The 17,091-nt window shown below is 47.5% G+C and carries 8 protein-coding genes; 4 read left to right on the plus strand and 4 right to left on the minus strand.

Annotation, left to right across the window (positions count from 1 at the left end):
* Positions 1-19: 19 nt before the first annotated feature.
* Together HMPREF1212_RS13460 and HMPREF1212_RS13465 are read right to left on the minus strand one after the other, a co-directional pair.
* Entirely contained in the window at positions 20-991 is a 972-nt protein-coding gene (locus HMPREF1212_RS13460; protein ID WP_369800838.1) for a lytic transglycosylase domain-containing protein, read from the minus strand.
* Positions 972-2,336 (minus strand): T9SS type B sorting domain-containing protein, encoded by a 1,365-nt coding sequence (locus HMPREF1212_RS13465; RefSeq protein ID WP_046149703.1) that lies wholly within the window; start codon positions 2,334-2,336, stop codon positions 972-974. The genes HMPREF1212_RS13460 and HMPREF1212_RS13465 overlap by 20 nt, the downstream gene beginning before the upstream one ends.
* Before the next feature lie 81 nt (positions 2,337-2,417).
* Here HMPREF1212_RS13465 and HMPREF1212_RS13470 point away from each other — a divergent pair, with 81 nt between their 5' ends.
* Positions 2,418-4,199 (plus strand): LysM peptidoglycan-binding domain-containing protein, encoded by a 1,782-nt coding sequence (locus HMPREF1212_RS13470; RefSeq protein ID WP_046149704.1) that lies wholly within the window; start codon positions 2,418-2,420, stop codon positions 4,197-4,199.
* Positions 4,196-4,858, plus strand: a complete 663-nt coding sequence (locus tag HMPREF1212_RS13475) for a porin family protein (RefSeq protein ID WP_046149705.1) — start codon at positions 4,196-4,198, stop codon at positions 4,856-4,858. The genes HMPREF1212_RS13470 and HMPREF1212_RS13475 overlap by 4 nt, the downstream gene beginning before the upstream one ends.
* Before the next feature lie 5 nt (positions 4,859-4,863).
* Here HMPREF1212_RS13475 and HMPREF1212_RS13480 read toward each other — a convergent pair whose 3' ends face one another.
* The gene (locus HMPREF1212_RS13480) at positions 4,864-8,667 is read right to left on the minus strand and encodes a hybrid sensor histidine kinase/response regulator transcription factor (RefSeq protein ID WP_232430097.1); all 3,804 of its coding nucleotides are present in this window, start codon (positions 8,665-8,667) and stop codon (positions 4,864-4,866) included.
* A 631-nt stretch (positions 8,668-9,298) separates the two neighbouring features.
* Here HMPREF1212_RS13480 and HMPREF1212_RS13485 point away from each other — a divergent pair.
* Both HMPREF1212_RS13485 and HMPREF1212_RS13490 read left to right on the plus strand, forming a co-directional pair.
* Positions 9,299-11,614, plus strand: a complete 2,316-nt coding sequence (locus tag HMPREF1212_RS13485; protein ID WP_046149707.1) for a glycoside hydrolase family 20 protein — start codon at positions 9,299-9,301, stop codon at positions 11,612-11,614.
* 25 nt (positions 11,615-11,639) lie between these two features.
* Positions 11,640-14,747 carry a glycoside hydrolase family 2 TIM barrel-domain containing protein gene (locus tag HMPREF1212_RS13490; protein WP_052724996.1) on the plus strand — a complete coding sequence of 1,036 codons (3,108 nt, stop codon included), beginning with the start codon at positions 11,640-11,642 and terminating at the stop codon, positions 14,745-14,747.
* Positions 14,748-15,030: 283 nt separating this feature from the next.
* Here HMPREF1212_RS13490 and HMPREF1212_RS13495 read toward each other — a convergent pair whose 3' ends face one another.
* On the minus strand, positions 15,031-17,082 hold the full coding sequence (locus HMPREF1212_RS13495) for a RagB/SusD family nutrient uptake outer membrane protein (protein ID WP_046149708.1): 2,052 nt from the start codon (positions 17,080-17,082) through the stop codon (positions 15,031-15,033).
* Positions 17,083-17,091: the final 9 nt, after the last annotated feature.

Genomic DNA, 17,091 nt, shown 5'->3' on the forward strand with positions numbered 1-17,091 from the left:
ACTCTTTACTATCGGCGTTTTATCTTACCACCCAACCCGAATGATGTACATAGGTGTTGGGAGTTTTGTAATACATTTCGTTTTGTTTGGGGATCTGGAACGTATAGGTCTTGCCCAGGGTCTGCAACTTACGGTCGCGCAACCAGGGGTTGAAACGCTTCAGGTCGGCATAGGTGATCCCGTTCTTCTGTGCGAAGTCGGATAAGTCCTGGATATCGGACGATACGGCTACGTCTTCACACGCGATCGGCTTGTACAGGTCTTCGGCACGAAGCACAAAGCCATATTTATACGGGTTCTCGAATATTTGCTTGATTGCCATGATACGATATACGTAACGGCTCGTTTCTTCTACCAGCCAAAGGTCGAAGGTACTGTCGGCAGTCTGTTTGGTCAATTCGCCGGAGATACGCCCCATGCCTGCGTTGTAAGAGGCGGCTACATTTGCCCAGTCGCCATACTTGGCATGCGCCGCTTTCAGGTATTTGCAGGCGGCTTCGGTCGCCTTGGCTACGTGGCAGCGTTCGTCGACGGTCGGAGTAATGGCCAGTCCGTACTGCTTGCCTGTCGCTTCCATGAATTGCCACATCCCGACTGCACGCGCAGGAGAAGATACCCGAGGATCGAGATGGCTCTCTATCACAGCCAGGTATTTAAAATCGTCAGGGATACCGTTGGCTTTCAGTATCGGTTCGATAACCGGAAAGTAACGGTTGGCACGTTTGATCAAGAGCATCGTAGTCGAATGGAAATAAGTAAAGCTACTTAATTCGCGATCGAACCCCTCACGCATATTGTAGCGGGTGAGGTCTATCGGCTCTCCACAAAAGACAACGGACGAAGGGATATCCGGTGAAGCCGTCATCGCCATAACGACCGGCTTTCCCTCCAAAACTTTTTCAGAGTCACTTGAACTGATCGAAAGGCAAGCCGTCAGGCAAACCAGGCCTCCCGATAAAAAACTAAATATACTATTCCTCGATAATTTCATCATCAATTCGTTTTGATCTAAGAATGTTAATTGAACCTTTTTTCTTTATTGACTTACCGTCCGAGCCGGTCGCTTCTATCACGTAAAAATAAACACCGGGAGCAACATACTTCCCTCCTTTCTTACCGTCCCAGCCCTTCGACGGGTCTGTCCAGTAATATATTTCAGCCCCCCATCGGTTGAATATCCAGCATTTGAAACGGGTAAGGGAGCGGTAAGCCACTCTGAACTCGTCGTTTATGCCGGGAGTCGTACCGGGAGAGAATGCATTCGGGACATCGATATATGTGTCTGAAATGTTTATGGTAATCGGTTCTTCCAGCTTCCATGTACATGCCAACGTACGGTCTGATATTTCTAAATCAACAAAATAGGTACCATTCTGGTTGAAGGTATAATTAACATCTTCATTGGGAGAAGTGGACAGCGACGTATTTTCTCCGCCTTCATTCTTCTGGGAGATAGTCCATTTGAACACAGCCGCTACCGGAGTATTGGCTATTGCCGTAAAGTTAAACTCGACAGGAGCCGATAAGCTGTCTCCCTTCACTACAAGGTTGGGAACATCGCTTGCGTATGACACAGTGTCTATCTTCACCACTGCGTCTACGGCTACCGCTTGGTAAACATCACTCGTTATAACTTTCTCCATTCCGAAATGCTGAGCGAACAGGTCACCTTTTAAAGTAACATCCGTATCATAATAAGGAGCCCTGGTATAACCGGAAAAAGGGTTATTGATCGTATCGGTCACAGTTACCGGTATCAAATCCAGTTCATCTTCCGTTCTCTCCATCGTCTGGTAAGTGACTAAAAACTTACGTTGCAGTATGGTAGAAGAACCACTTGGGGTCGTATATCTCATTTCCTTCATATCACCCGTACCGCCAAAAAACATATTATCACAACTACTTTTTTGAGTATCTACATAAAAGCTGGTGACATTAAAAGCATATTGACTGTAATCGATGATCCAGACATACCCGGAAACACCACCTATGGCATCGCTTTCTTTTACATAATAGCCATACCCTTCTTCCAAATTACGTATAACGGTTGTTCCACCTTCCTGAATAGACGATATGGGCTCCCCTTCCAAAGCCTTATTCTTATAGCGATACCATTGATAAGAGCTTGAAGTTGGCGTATATCGTATCTCCACATTATCCATACCATATACAAGGTATACCTGTAGCTTATCACTGGCAGCCCCTTTATTATTATCGATAGCCAGCAGCGGCGTCCCTTGCCCCCCTGTCACCGTATATTTTTGAGCATGTGCTGTAAGTACCAACAACAGAAAACAGAGCGTCCCGAGCACTCTTCTTAAACAATTCCTTTGCATATATTATCACCTAATTAGCTTCCAAAATTAGTATTTTATACGGACATACACTATCTTTGCGGTAAATATTCCAATCAGCAAATGAATAAGATTAGTATATACGTATTGACGTTGTGCCTGAGTTTTGCCTGCGTTTCCCTGCATTCACAAAACAACAGAGCACGGATTATTACTACTAACGAACTAAATGATAATATATTTTATCATACCATAGAGCGGGGACAGACCGTTTACTCTATCGCTACCATGTACGGGGTAACTGTCGACGACATCTATCGCCTGAATCCCGAAAGCCGCGAGTCGATCAAAGCTGGGTCTACACTAAAGATCCCGCAGCGCGATGCAGGCTCCGCTTCATTGGACAAGACGGAAGATAACTTTTTATATCACACGATACAGCCCAAAGAAACGCTTTACTCCCTGTCTATCCGGTATGCTGTACCCGGCCCGGACATCATTGAAGCAAACCCCGGACTGTCGACTTCCACCTTCACAATCGGCAAAACGATCCGTATCCCGGCCACTCCTATCGAGTCGCTGCCTACCAAAGAGGTAAAGACCGTGACAAAGGAGATCGACTATACGATCGCTAAAAAAGAAACCATGTACCGTATCTGCCGGAAGTTCAATATATCCAGCGCTGAACTGATCAAACGGAACCCGGAACTGAAAAACGGGGTAAAAGCCGGCATGGTCATTAAAATACCGGTAGAGACAAAAGATGTCGTGACCGAATCCGCTCCGGTGATGCACGAAAGGGACGTGAATGCCCTCTTGTCCGCCCCCAAAGAGATCAAGCGATTGAATATGATCAAGGTAGCCCTGTTGTTGCCGTTCATGACGGATGAGTCTCCCCGCTTCATTGAATATTACGAAGGTATGCTGCTTGCCGTCGATAGCCTGCGCAACAGCGGATGTTCCATCGAACTGTCGGTATTCGACACCGGCAACGGAACCAAGAAGCTGAAAGAAATACTGAAAGACGATAAGCTGAAAGAAGCCAACCTGATTATCGGAGCCGTTCAAAACGAACAGATAGCCCCGGTTGCTGAATTTGCGGAAAAGAATAATATCAAATACGTGATCCCGTTCACATCCAGAAACGACGATGTATTATCCAACGCAAATATCTTCCAGGTAAATACCCCGCATTCCTACCTGTATGCCAAGGCTTCGCAGGCCGGTTGCGACCTGTTTGCCAACGACAACATCGTTTTGCTGACCGTTCCCGGAACAGAAGACAAGGCCGACTTCATGAAAGCCTTCAAAGCCGAAATGAAACAGCGGAACATCGCCTGGCGCGAACTGACCTACTCGGCCGAGACATTCCCGACCGATCTGGAAGCGACAATGAGCAAGGACAAACGAAACGTTGTCGTCCCGACTACCGGCAAGCTGGAAGCACTGAACAAATTCAAATCGCCCCTGCGTATGCTTTCGGAAGCAAAGCCGGAATACAACATCACCCTTTTCGGTTATCCGGAATGGCAGACCTACACCCGCGAATGCCTCGACGATTTCTTCGCATTGAATACCTATATATATAGTAACTTCTATGCGGACAACCTATCGCCCGAAGTCTCGGATTTCTATTCGAAATACAAGACCTGGTACAGCAAGAGCCTGATCAATTACTTCCCTAAATATGGTATATTAGGTTTCGATACCGGTATGTTCTTCTTCGATGCGATCAAGAAATACGGAGCGAACTTCGAGAACAACCTGGGCAAGATCCGTTACAAAGGTATACAGACAGGCTTCGACTTCGAACGGGTCAACAACTGGGGAGGATTTATCAATACCAATATATTTATCGTTCACTACCAGAACGACTATAATGTAACACGCAGCGAAGTAAGATGATCAGAAAGATTTTAATCATATCCTCTTTGTGCCTGGCTGTTATTGCCGGAAGCAAAGCACAGAGTAAATTTCCACAGGAAGTATCGGTTGGCGCCTCGTTCGGTATGAACTTTTCGTCCGTCAGCTTTAGTCCCAGGGTATCGACCAAGATGAAGCAGGGATACAACGGCGGACTGGTACTGCGCTGGAACTCGGAAAAGAATCTCGGCCTGCAAACCGAGCTCAACTTCAGCCAGCAGGGTTGGGAAGAGGAGTTCGACGATCCGAAATATAACTACAGCCGCACGATCAACTATTTCGAAATACCGTTCTTCACCCATATCTATTTCGGTAGCAACAAGTTCAAGTTCTATGTGAACCTGGGGCCGAAGTTGGGCTATGCCTTTGGCGAAAGCACCAGTGAGAACCTGAACGGTCAATCGCCGAATACAGGAGACAATACACAACATAATCTGCCTATCCAGAAGAAATTCGACTGGGGACTATGCGGTGGCCCCGGTATCGAGCTACGCACAGGTATCGGTTATTTCCTGCTCGAAGGGCGTTACTACTATGCGTTGGGAGATATTTACAACACCCGTAAAAGCGATCATTTCAGCAAAGCATCCGGCCAGGTAATCTCTGCCCGTATCATTTACCTGCTGCCTATCATTCAATAAATTCATCAGGAGAAATGCTCCTGACGGTATTTAGACGGTGTAGTCCCATAAGCCTGTTTAAATACCGTACTGAAATAGCGCTGGTTGGTAAACCCGGCCTTTTCGGATATCTCCAGAAGACTCAGCTCCTTATCGGCCAGCAGCTCCATCACACGGGCCATTCTGAATTTATTGATATAATCGCCGATGCTGACACCCGTCAGTGCCTTCAGCTTATTGTATAGCGAGGCCCGGCTCATGGCCATTTGCGTAGCTACAAAGTTCACATCCAGTTCCGGGTTTTCCAGCTGTTCCCTAATCAGGTCATTCAGTTTTTTCACAAACTGTTCATCGGCGTTGCTGATCGTATCTTCTTTAGGCGAGACAGTTCCCTTACCCTCTTTATAACGTAGTTTGACGGCTTCCCTGTTCTTCAAAAGGTTGCGCACGATGGCAAGAAGGAACTCCAGGTCGAACGGTTTCGGCAGATAAAAGTCCGCCCCTTCCTTATATCCCTGTACCGTACTGGCCTGATCGGTACGGGCTGTCAGCAGGATGACCGGAATATGGCTGACTTCCAGGTTACTCTTCAACAGTCGGCAAAACTCAAAACCATCCATACGGGGCATCATGACATCACTGATGATGATATCCGGCAAATGGCGGATAGCCATATCGAACCCCTCGACACCATCCCCCGCCACATATACCTGCCGGAAAGACTCTTTCAGGGAGACTTTCAGATAGTTCCGCAGTTCCGGTTCGTCCTCCACGACCAGGACGGAGTATTTCCTGACGGAGAAATCGACAGCCGTATCGTTTTTTTCTCCGGAAGAAACCAACAGCTCATTCAGGTAAGGCCTGGCAACGATCGATGTCGTCGTATTATTCAAGGGTAATTCATAAAAGAATGTGGCTCCCTTCCCGGCATTGTTTGCCGCCCCGATGCGTCCTCCGTGCATTTCCACCAATAAGCGGGCATAAGACAAGCCGATCCCTGTCCCGTGCCTGTCGTGGGTACCCTGGTAGAAGCGTTCAAACAGCCGGGTTATATCGACATTATCCAGCCCGATACCCTGGTCGGAAACGGAGACATGCACATAATCCTCTTCCAAATGAGAAGATACGGTAATACAAGTGTTCGCATTACTGAATTTCAACGCATTCATTATCAGGTTCGACAGGACTATCTCACATTTTGCCGCATCAAAGGGGACTTCCCCGACCGAACTGTCCAACTGATATTCCAGGTTAATATTCTTATGAAGCAACTCCTCTTTGAATGCATCTGCCACCTCGCGTATCCAATCATTCAGTTTATGCGATCCGATGGAAAGCGTTTCCGTCCCGGTCTCCATTTTACGGACATCCAGTACCATATCGATGATGTCTTTCACGCGGCGGGTCTGTTTCAGAATATCTTCCAGTTGCCTGCTATGGGCGGCGTTGTCGATCTCTCCCGAATTGAGGAGCCGTTTAAGCGGCGAGTAGATCAGGGTCAGGGGCGTACGAAGCTCATGGTTCAGGTTGATAAGGAAACGGATCTTTTCTTCATATGTCCTCTGTTCATGTTCCTTCATCGCCCATATCATCCTTGTCTCCTGTCTCTTCATAACAAGCCAGAAAACGACGGACAGGCCGGTCACCGCCACCAATACGCAACAGAACAGGAACCAGTTTGTCCGCCACCAGGGCGGCGTCACCTCCACGGACAGGAGCTTGACGGGTACGCTCCAATCCCCGTTCTTCTTATTGCAGGACACCCATATTTCGTATTTACCGACAGACAAGGCATGAAACGCGATCGTATGGTTGGAAGACTCCACCATCTCTTCCTGCGTACCTTTTATATAATAGCGGAACAGCTTCTTCCGCATCAGGTCATTCTCCCTGACAATCACCTTAGCTATCAACGAGGTATAATTCCAGGGGACAGAGATCATATTCCCATCCCGGCTTGCCGCCGAACCGGCAGATGCCCCGTTCAGTATCACATCCAGCAGACCTATTACGGGATCGGGATTTTCCGGAAAAGGGAGATCGTTCTCGATATGTACCAGTCCCATCATACCGGCCATATAGATATCCCCGTCTCCGGTTATCAGCGGAGGTTTAGCAATATATTCGTTCGCATACACACCGTCAGACTCGCCGAACATCATGATTTTACCGTCATCCGGCATATAAGCGTATAGCCCGTTATGCGTTCCGATCCATAAACGGCCGGATTTGTCGAAGCCAAGCGAGGTAGTACCGAGGAAACGGTCGTTCTCGATAGGGCTCAACGTTTTCTTTTCCGGATGAAAGCGGTACAATCCTACCGAAGTCCCGATCCATATATCTTCGCCCTGACCTTTGGTGGCTGCGGCAATCACTCCTATCGAGTCTGCAAAAGAATGGAGCACCCGTATGTTATTCCTCGTATGATCCAATACGAACAGGTCATTTTCTCCCCACAGATAACTAACGTTCTTCTCCCTGGTTATCAGATTGAGGGAAGAGAACGTCGCTCCACCCACCTCCGCATCCACCGTCGTCAGTTTACGGGCAGACTGGTCGTACAGATAAACACTGTCTGCCAACAGGTAAAAACGCATTTCATCCAGACGGAACAGATGTACCGATTTACCTGACTTGAACAAGGTGTTATGTTTATCTGTATTAATTACCGGATATTCCCGCACCTTTCCGGTCTGCTTATTAAGTAAGAACAACCCCTCTCCGAAGCCAGAATAGAGCAGTTTCGTCGCATCATAATCGATTATGGAAACAATTTTCGACGGATAGGTGGACGGGTAATGGCGGAACAACCCGGTATGAGGATCGAGACGGTTCATACCTCCCCCATCCGTACCCAACCAGATCATACTATCCCGATCTTCAAACATTCCGACCACGACTTTTTCACTCAAGCCATAAGCCGAATTGAGGAATACATCCTGATACGTCCTTATATAGATCTCCTTCATACCGATCAGGCCACCTCTGATACTGCCCGCCCACATATTATTATCCGGATCATTGTACAGGCACCAAAAGGAACTGGCAGGCAAAGAGGATGACTTGCCGGGAACATGGTTTATAACATCTATGGTTCCCTTCTCTTTATCATATATATTGATACCGCCTCCATCTGTAGCCAGCCAGAGTTTGCCTTCCCGCTCTTTTATATCCAGAATGATCCCATTGGATAAATCCCGGGAAGCATGCAGGCGGCAAATCTCTTTCTTAGTGCGGTCGTACCCGATAAGCCCTTTTCCGTAGGGTGACAACCATAAATTATCTGAAGAATCAATCAGCAGTGCAGCAATCTGATAGTCTTTTACCAAAGAGGAACGCCGCAAAGTTCCTGTCCTTACATTATACTCCCACAAGCCGTTCCAACGGGATGCCAACAGAATCAGGTTGTCCGACTGATGATAGCCACACGCTTTTTCAAACCAGATACGGGCATCCTCCGTAGCATGGATCGGTAAGGAGACGATTTGCCTGTCGGAATAGTTATATTTATAAAACTCACCTCTCCCAAAAAGCAAGAGTCCGTCTTTTACAGACACATAAGCCTGGATATTTAATTGATTTTCATTGAAGAGTACCGGGTGGAAGATGTCTTTTTCACGGTCATACAAGGCCAGCCCCTGTCCTGTCGAAACCCATAGGTTAAGTAAAGAATCTTCTACCAAAAAACGAATATTATTATCAGGAATAGAACAGGGATCTTTTTTATCATGATAGTAAATCTTTATTTTCTCCCGGTCAAAACTATTCAACCCCAAATGGGTACCAATCCAGATTATTCCTTTATGGTCTGTCAAAACACATTTAACCATAGACTCTGATAATCCTTCCCTGAGTGAAATCTGCTTGAAATGGTACTCTGGTGCAGCTTGAACTACGGTTAAACAATAAAAAGACAGAAAACACAAATAAATATATTTCGTTATAGCTAACATCTTAAAGGCTTGTTTAGTACGTTAATAACATCGTTCCTCAAGAACTCATGCCATTTATAGTTAGATGTCTGAATATTAATACATTAAAATAGACTAAGGACCGTCCGGTAGTTTACTGGTAGATATTCAACCATAAATTTCCAACCATTACCCCCTATTTAAGAGCATAAAACAGGGCATTATCAGTTGTTGTACAAATTCCGTACTACGGTATTCTTAATTACAACGGAATAGAGACATGAAATAATAGCCTGTCTTATAAAGACTAAGAAAAGTCTCTTTGTGTAAATAAATCTTTTTATATCTTTGTCTATTATCAAATGGCATGAGTTCTTGAGGAACTAAACACCCACCCTGAAACGCCTAAAAAACAAGCTTACCACCTTATTCTGGACAAATATTGAACATTTTTGTACAATACCGGACATCTCCACCAACGCATACCTCTAAATTTGCAGCTACATACCAGAAAGCATAGAAAGGAAATGTTAACACAACAATATATCAAATGAAAAAAGACAAGCTCTTATTCTTTTTCTTTTTTATCTGGCTTGCTACCGGATGCACAACCTCCGGTTCGTCAGAAATAAACATCATCCCACAACCGGAACAGCAGACATCCGGCAACGGCCATTTCGCATTCAGCAAACACACCGTGATCCAGGTGGAGAACCAGGAACAACAACCTGTTGCCGAATTGTTAGCCAACTTGTTCACGACCTCCGCAGGGTTCACTCCCACTGTAAGAATAGGGGCATCCGAAACTTCCGCCTCTATCGTTTTCTCCACAGATACGACACTGGCGGCCGAAAGCTACAAAATGAAAATAACCCCTTCCCTGATCTCTGTTAAAGCAGCAGACAACAGCGGTTTTTTCTATGCTACACAATCTATCCGCCAACTTCTGCCCTCCACTATAGAAAGTAAGGGACAGGTACTCAATGTCCAATGGAACGTACCGGCACTGACCCTTCAGGACAGCCCTCGTTTCCCGTATCGCGGCCTGCTGTTGGACGTATCCCGTTGTTTTATCCCCAAAGAGAATGTGGTCAAAATTATCGATTGCATGTCGATGTTGAAGTTGAACAAACTCCACCTGCATCTGGTGGACGACAACGGATGGCGTCTGGAAATAAAGAAATATCCGCAGCTGACGGAAATAGGTGCCTGGCGTGTGGAACGCGAAAAGGATTTCTCCCAACGCAAAAACGCAAAAGCCGGCGAACCTACACCTGTCGGCGGTTTCTACACACAGGAAGATATGAAAGAGATCATTGCCTACGCCCATACACATCAGGTCGAGATCATCCCCGAAATAGAGATGCCGGCACATACCAACTCATCGCTGGCGGCTTTCCCCGAACTGGCCTGCCCGGTGGTGAAAGACCCTATCCGCGTCATACCCGGTATGGGAGGGCATGCGGCTGAGATCGTCTACTGCGCCGGCAACGACAAGATTTTCTCTTTCCTTCAGGATGTACTCGACGAAGTGATGGCTCTCTTCCCCTCGCAATACATCAATCTGGGGGGCGATGAAGCATCCAAGAGATACTGGAAAATATGCCCGCTTTGCCAGGCCCGTATGAAAGCGGAAGGTTTTACGGACATCGAAGAGTTACAGGGGTATTTTATGAATCGCATGGCTGACTATGTGAAAAGTAAAGGCAGGCAGGTAATCGGTTGGGACGAACTGACCAACAGCAAAATACCCGACGACGCGATCATCCTCGGCTGGCAGGGACTCGGTACGGCCGGATACAAGGCCGGACAACTGGGACACCGTTTCATCATGACACCGGCCCGCGTACTCTACCTGATCCGTTACCAGGGCCCGCAATGGTTCGAACCGCGTACTTATTTCGGCAACAACACGTTGGAAAACGTTTATAAATACGAGCCGGTACAACCGGACTGGGATCCGAAGGTGGCTGAAAACCTGATGGGCGTACAGGGTTGTATGTGGACTGAATTCTGTACCTCGGCCGACGATGTCGAATACCTTCTCTTCCCCCGCCTGGCTGCCCTGGCAGAAATCGCCTGGTCGGGAAAAGACGCCAAAGACTGGCCCGGCTTCCTCAAACGGTTGGATAAACTGACTTGCCATTACGACTATATGGGAGTGAATTATGCCCGTTCGATGTTCAACCTCGACCACCTGGTGACGGGAGACAACGACACCCTGAAAGTAGCCCTCACTTGTATCCGTCCGGATATGGAAGTACGCTACACGACAGACAGCAGCGAACCGCAGGCCACCTCTGCCCTCTACCAGGATTCACTGGTTATCACAAACGACCTGACGATCAAAGCCGCCACCTTTGCCAACGGCGAACAGAAAGGCCAAACACTGACCTTACCGCTGCATTGGAACAAAGCGACCGCACGCCCGGTAACGGACAGCAACGGACAAACCTACCGCCTGACAAACGGACTCCGCGGCAGCGACAAACAGTCTGATTTCGAATGGTGCGGCTGGCACGATACGGATGCCGGCTTCACGATAGACCTGGGAAAAGAAACGGACATACAACAGATAGCACTCGGCTGCATCACCAACTACGGAATGGGAGCGCATATCCCGGCAAAAATAACGGTGTCTGTCTCCAACGATAACAAGACATTCACGCCGGTAGCAGAACGCAGCTTCACACCGGAACAGATATTCCGCGAAGGCATCCGCATCGAAGACCAGCTCTTTGACAACCTGAAGACTTCCGGTCGTTACCTGAAAGTAGACCTGAAAAACCCCGGTAAATGTCCTGAAGACCATACCCGTCCCGGACAGGGCACCTGGGTCTATATTGATGAAATAATAGTGAAATAATGAAACATATTAATTCTATAAATACATGAAGAAAACTCTGTTATCTATTTTTGCTCTGATCTGCCTGGGAACAACCCAGGCAGCTTCAGGCGCAACAGACAACAACCAGCCCGAATGGCAAAGCCAGTACGCAATCGGACAGAACAAACTGGAACCTCACGCTTACGTCTGGCCTTTTGAGAACGAGAAAGCTCTTGCCAAACGCGATCATGAATCGTCGCCCTGGTACCGGAGCCTCAACGGAAAATGGAAATTCCACTGGACAAAGAACCCGGACAACCGTCCGAAAGACTTCTACAAACCTTCCTTCTATACCGGAGGATGGGCCGACATCAACGTCCCCGGCAATTGGGAACGGCAGGGATACGGAACCGCTATCTACGTAAACGAAACGTATGAGTTCGACGACCCGATGTTCAACTTCAAGAAGAATCCCCCGCTCGTGCCTTATGCCGAGAACGAAGTCGGTTCCTACCGCCGCACCTTCACCGTTCCGGCCGAGTGGGACGGCCGCCGCGTAGTAATCTGCTGCGAAGGCGTTATCTCCTTCTATTATATATGGGTGAACGGTGAAAAGATCGGTTACAACCAGGGTTCCAAAACTCCGGCCGAATGGGACATTACCGACAAGCTGCAACCGGGTGAAAATACCGTTGCGCTGGAGGTCTACCGCTGGAGTTCCGGCTCCTACCTCGAATGCCAGGATATGTGGCGCCTGAGCGGTATCGAACGCAGCGTCTACCTGTACAGTACTCCTAAACAGTATATCGCCGACTACAAAGTGCTTTCGACACTCGATAAGAATACCTACAAAGACGGTATTTTCAACCTCGATGTACAAATTGCCGGCTCGTCCGACCCGGATGCCCGTATCGCCTACCAGCTGAAAGATGCCGATGGCGCGATCGTCCTGAAAGAAGAAATGAAAGTCCCCGCAGGAGACAACAACCGGATCGCATTTAAAGAGGTAACTATCCCCGGCGTAAAAGCCTGGAGTGCAGAACATCCGAACCTATACACCCTTCTCCTCACCTTGAAAGACGGGAACGGGAAAGAAACGGAAATTACCGGGAATCGGGTAGGCTTCCGAACCTCGGAGATCAAAGACGGCCGTTTCTGCGTGAACGGCGTACCTACACTGGTGAAAGGTACCAACCGCCACGAACACTCCCAACTGGGTCGTACCGTCAGCCGCGAACTCATGTTGAAAGATATCGAACTGATGAAGCAGCATAACATCAACACCGTACGCAACTCCCACTACCCCACCGACCCGCTATGGTACGAGCTTTGCGACGAATACGGCCTTTATATGATCGACGAAGCCAACATCGAATCGCACGGCATGGGTTACGGCCCCGAGTCGCTGGCGAAAGACTCGACCTGGCTGCCTGCCCATATGGATCGCACCCACCGGATGTACGAACGTTCCAAGAATCATCCTTGCATCGTAATCTGGTCGCTGGGCAACGAAGCGGGTAACGGTATCAATTTCGAACGTACCTACGACTGGCTGAAGTCGGTCGAGAAAACACGCCCCGTTCAGTACGAGCGTGCCGAACAGAACTACAACACCGACATCTACTGCCGCATGTACCGCAGCGTAGATGTTATCAAAGAATACCTGAACCAGAAGGAACCGCAAATTTACCGTCCTTTCATCCTCTGCGAATATGTCCATGCAATGGGTAACAGCGTCGGCGGACTGAAAGAATACTGGGATGTATTCGAGAACGAACCGATGGCACAGGGCGGTTGCGTCTGGGACTGGGTAGACCAGTCGTTCCGCGAGATCGACAAAGACGGCAACTGGTTCTGGTCGTACGGCGGCGATTACGGCCCCAAAGGCATCCCCAGCTTCGACAACTTCTGCTGTAATGGCCTGATCGGTGCCGACCGCATCCCTCACCCGCATCTGAACGAAGTGAAGAAGGTATACCAATACATCAAAACAAAGCTGACGGACGAACGTACGCTGACGCTTTCCATCAAAAACTGGTACGATTTCAGCAACCTCAACGAATACACACTAAACTGGCAACTGCTGGCCGACGACGGCCGCATCATCCGTCAGGGAACGGAATCCGTCGACTGTCTCCCCCACGAAACAACGACGCTGACACTCGGCAAAACGTCCTTACCGAAGGATTGCAAAGAGGTATTCCTCAACCTGAGCTGGACACCTAAACAGGCTCGCCCTTTCATTCCCGTCACCCATGAAGTGGCATACGACCAATTCGTGCTGACAGCCAACAAAAACTACCGGCCGAAACAGCCGTCGTTGAAAGCCTCTACCCTGAAACAATCCGGCAACACATTCGGCAACGATCGCGTAAGCATTTCCTTCTCACCGGAGACAGGAGCCATGACATCCTACCAATTCGACGGCAAGGAATTACTTTCGACCCCTGTCACCGTCAGCCTTTACCGTCCGATCACCGACAACGACAACCGCGACCGTAACGGTGCCCGTCTCTGGAAAGCCGCCGGCCTGGACAAACTAACTCAGCAGGCAAAAACTTTCCGGACAGGCAAAAACAGTGTACAGGCAACGGTAGCACTACTGAATGACAAAGGCGAAACAGTAGGGACAGCCACGCAGGACTATAAACTCAATCCTAACGGTACAGTAGTGATAGCAACAACCTTCACACCCGACACGTCCGTCGTCAAATCGTTGGCGCGTATCGGCCTGACGTTTGAAATGCCTGCTGAATATGCACAGGTTTCTTATCTGGGACGTACCGGCGAAACGTATGTCGACCGTATCCAGAGCGGCCGTATCGCCATCGACCATACGGATGCCGAACGGATGTTCCACTACTACGTGAAACCGCAATCCACCGGAAACCGTACGGATATGCGTTGGGCAACGATCACGAATGAATCGGGTAGCGGCTTGCATGTCACCGCCGCCCGTCCGTGGCAGTTCAGCCTGGTTCCGTTCAGCGACAGCAATATAGACGCCTCCACACATATAAACCAACTGCGAAGAAGCGGTACAGTCACCGTCCATCTGGACGCCGAGCAGGCAGGCGTAGGTACAGCCACCTGCGGCCCGGGTGTATTGCCGCAATATCTGGTTCCGGTAGAAAAGACAACGTTTGAGTTTGTTATTCAGCCTGTGGAATAATACTATATTCCGACAGATACCGGAAGAGCCGGGAGTAAATGTTACTTCCGGCTCTTCTTTATATAAGTCCTTCATCACATGGCGCTGACTTCTTCAAATCTCGGAGTGTAGGTCATCAGCAAAGGTTAAAAATCAATTTACTCCGTTTCCTTATTGATAAATGATAGTGATCGTTGTATTATTAACAAAATCATAGATCCTACAGATATTAAAAAAAAGGTTCCCCCTCTTCACAGAGGAGGAGACCTTCCCACATCAATTATGTATGCTAATACCTATGAAATCATTCCAACTGCGACTGATTCGGCTCGATCGGCCAATATGGATTCTGATAGATCGGCGAAGTCGTTACATCCGAAGCATTCGTTGCAGACATGCGCATGTGATTGATTGCGATCGGCTGTAAATAGTTTGCCTTCATCCAAGTATATCCGTTGTACAAACCATTGTTATTTTCAATAACCTGATAAGGACGAATATATTTACCACTTTTTTCCTTGCTGGAAACGTTGGCAGTCTTGTCGGGTGTCCCGGCAGGGATCAACTTAGACTGTCCGGTTGCTTCATCGATAAAGAGTTTATCTTTATACATTTCATCCCAGAAATTACATCCCTCGATAACATAGTCCTTCACTTGATCCAAAGCTCTCCAGCGAATCAGGTCATCCATACGAAAACCTTCGGCAACAAACTCAGAACGACGTTCACGACGAATATTATACATTATCGAAGACACCTGAGAACCTCCGGAATAAACAGCCCAGTCGTTTTCTTTTGATAAATCCGTTGCTGCAATAGTTTTATCGATATCATCACTCACGCCGGCTCTATTGCGTATTGCCTTCCAATATTCACGGGCAGTACCGTCAATAGAATTACCACCATTTTTCAAACAAGAAGCCTCCATGTAATTCAAATATGCTTCAACTGCACGGAAGAGAACATGCCCACCTTCCTGAGAAATACCACTGCCCAGCGTACGGAAATCATACATATAGTTTAACCCTTTACGCATATGATACCCAGTAACTTTACGTACTTCGTTCAAGTCAATTACATTTGGAGTACCGAAGTATGCCGTAGCCGAATCGTTATCCAGAAATACATTACGACGGGTACTTTCTGAAACCATGAAAAGCTGTAGACGTTCATCGCGACCTTCTTTTACATAGTCGACCTTCTGGTCTTTTCCTGAATAACCCGATCCATTAGCGTAGATAGGCAATCCATTTTTCATCAGGAAATTTTCTACATAACCACGAGTCAATCCTGTATTATTACCATTAAAAATATAAACAGCATTTGCATTTGCAATATTGATACTGGCATCGAAATCACGCCACATCAATACTTCAGCATACTTATTCATATCCACATCACCAAACATTTCAAAATAAGGGTTCCATCCGGCACTTTGTCCAAAATCAGGATCAATCTGACCGGAATTGTCTGTTAGCTTGATCTTATCTGCTATTTCTTTCGCTGCACTCATTGCCTGATCCGTGAAGAAAGCGATCTCCTGATCCAAATCAATAGAAAAGCCACTGTTATAATCCATATTAGCTCCCGGCCAACCAGGTTCACCCGGAACACGCGGAGTACCACGATGATAAGTTTCGAAAGTGGCTTCATACAAAGCTACACGTGATTTAAACAATAGAGCCACATCACGGGTAATACGATTCTTTCCACCATTCGGATTTTCCTGCAACAGTTCAAGTGCCTTATCCAGTTCCGAGAGGATATAACGGGCAACCAAATTACGTGGTTTACGCTGGCTAGCCAAGACCAGTTGTTCTTTCTCATCAACCAGCACATCTTCTATAATCGGGAAGTCTCCGAACTTTTTCAATAAAGAAAAATATTCGTAAGCACGAAGGAAATGCGCTTCACCGATATAATGATTGATATTCGATTCTGTTCCGGCAAGCTGTCCAGCTTCCAACTTAGCCTCAACTTCCTGAAAAAAGAAATTAAAAGCACGGATACGGGTAAAACGCCATTCCTGTTGATCAAGGTCTGATTTCTCCTCGTTCTCCAGTGCACGCCATTGTCCGGGTTCCCATCTTTTATTACTTCCACCAGAAGTAGCCTGATTGTCAGTATCATTATCGCGCAATGCGTCCGGTCCCATATTCCACTGATCACGATCATTCGGGAATAAATTATATTGCTTAATCGTAAATGCCGCCAAGTCGGCTTCAGAGTTGAAATAAGAATTAGCTGTTACCTTGTCCAGCGGTTCCCTATCCAGAAAATCATTACAGCTTCCCAGCATCAATGTGCTTGTCAGCATACATGATAATAATAATATATTTTTAGTTTTCTGTTTCATGTGATTATT

This window comes from Parabacteroides sp. HGS0025, from assembly GCF_000969845.1.
GTDB classification, from domain to species: domain Bacteria; phylum Bacteroidota; class Bacteroidia; order Bacteroidales; family Tannerellaceae; genus Parabacteroides; species Parabacteroides gordonii.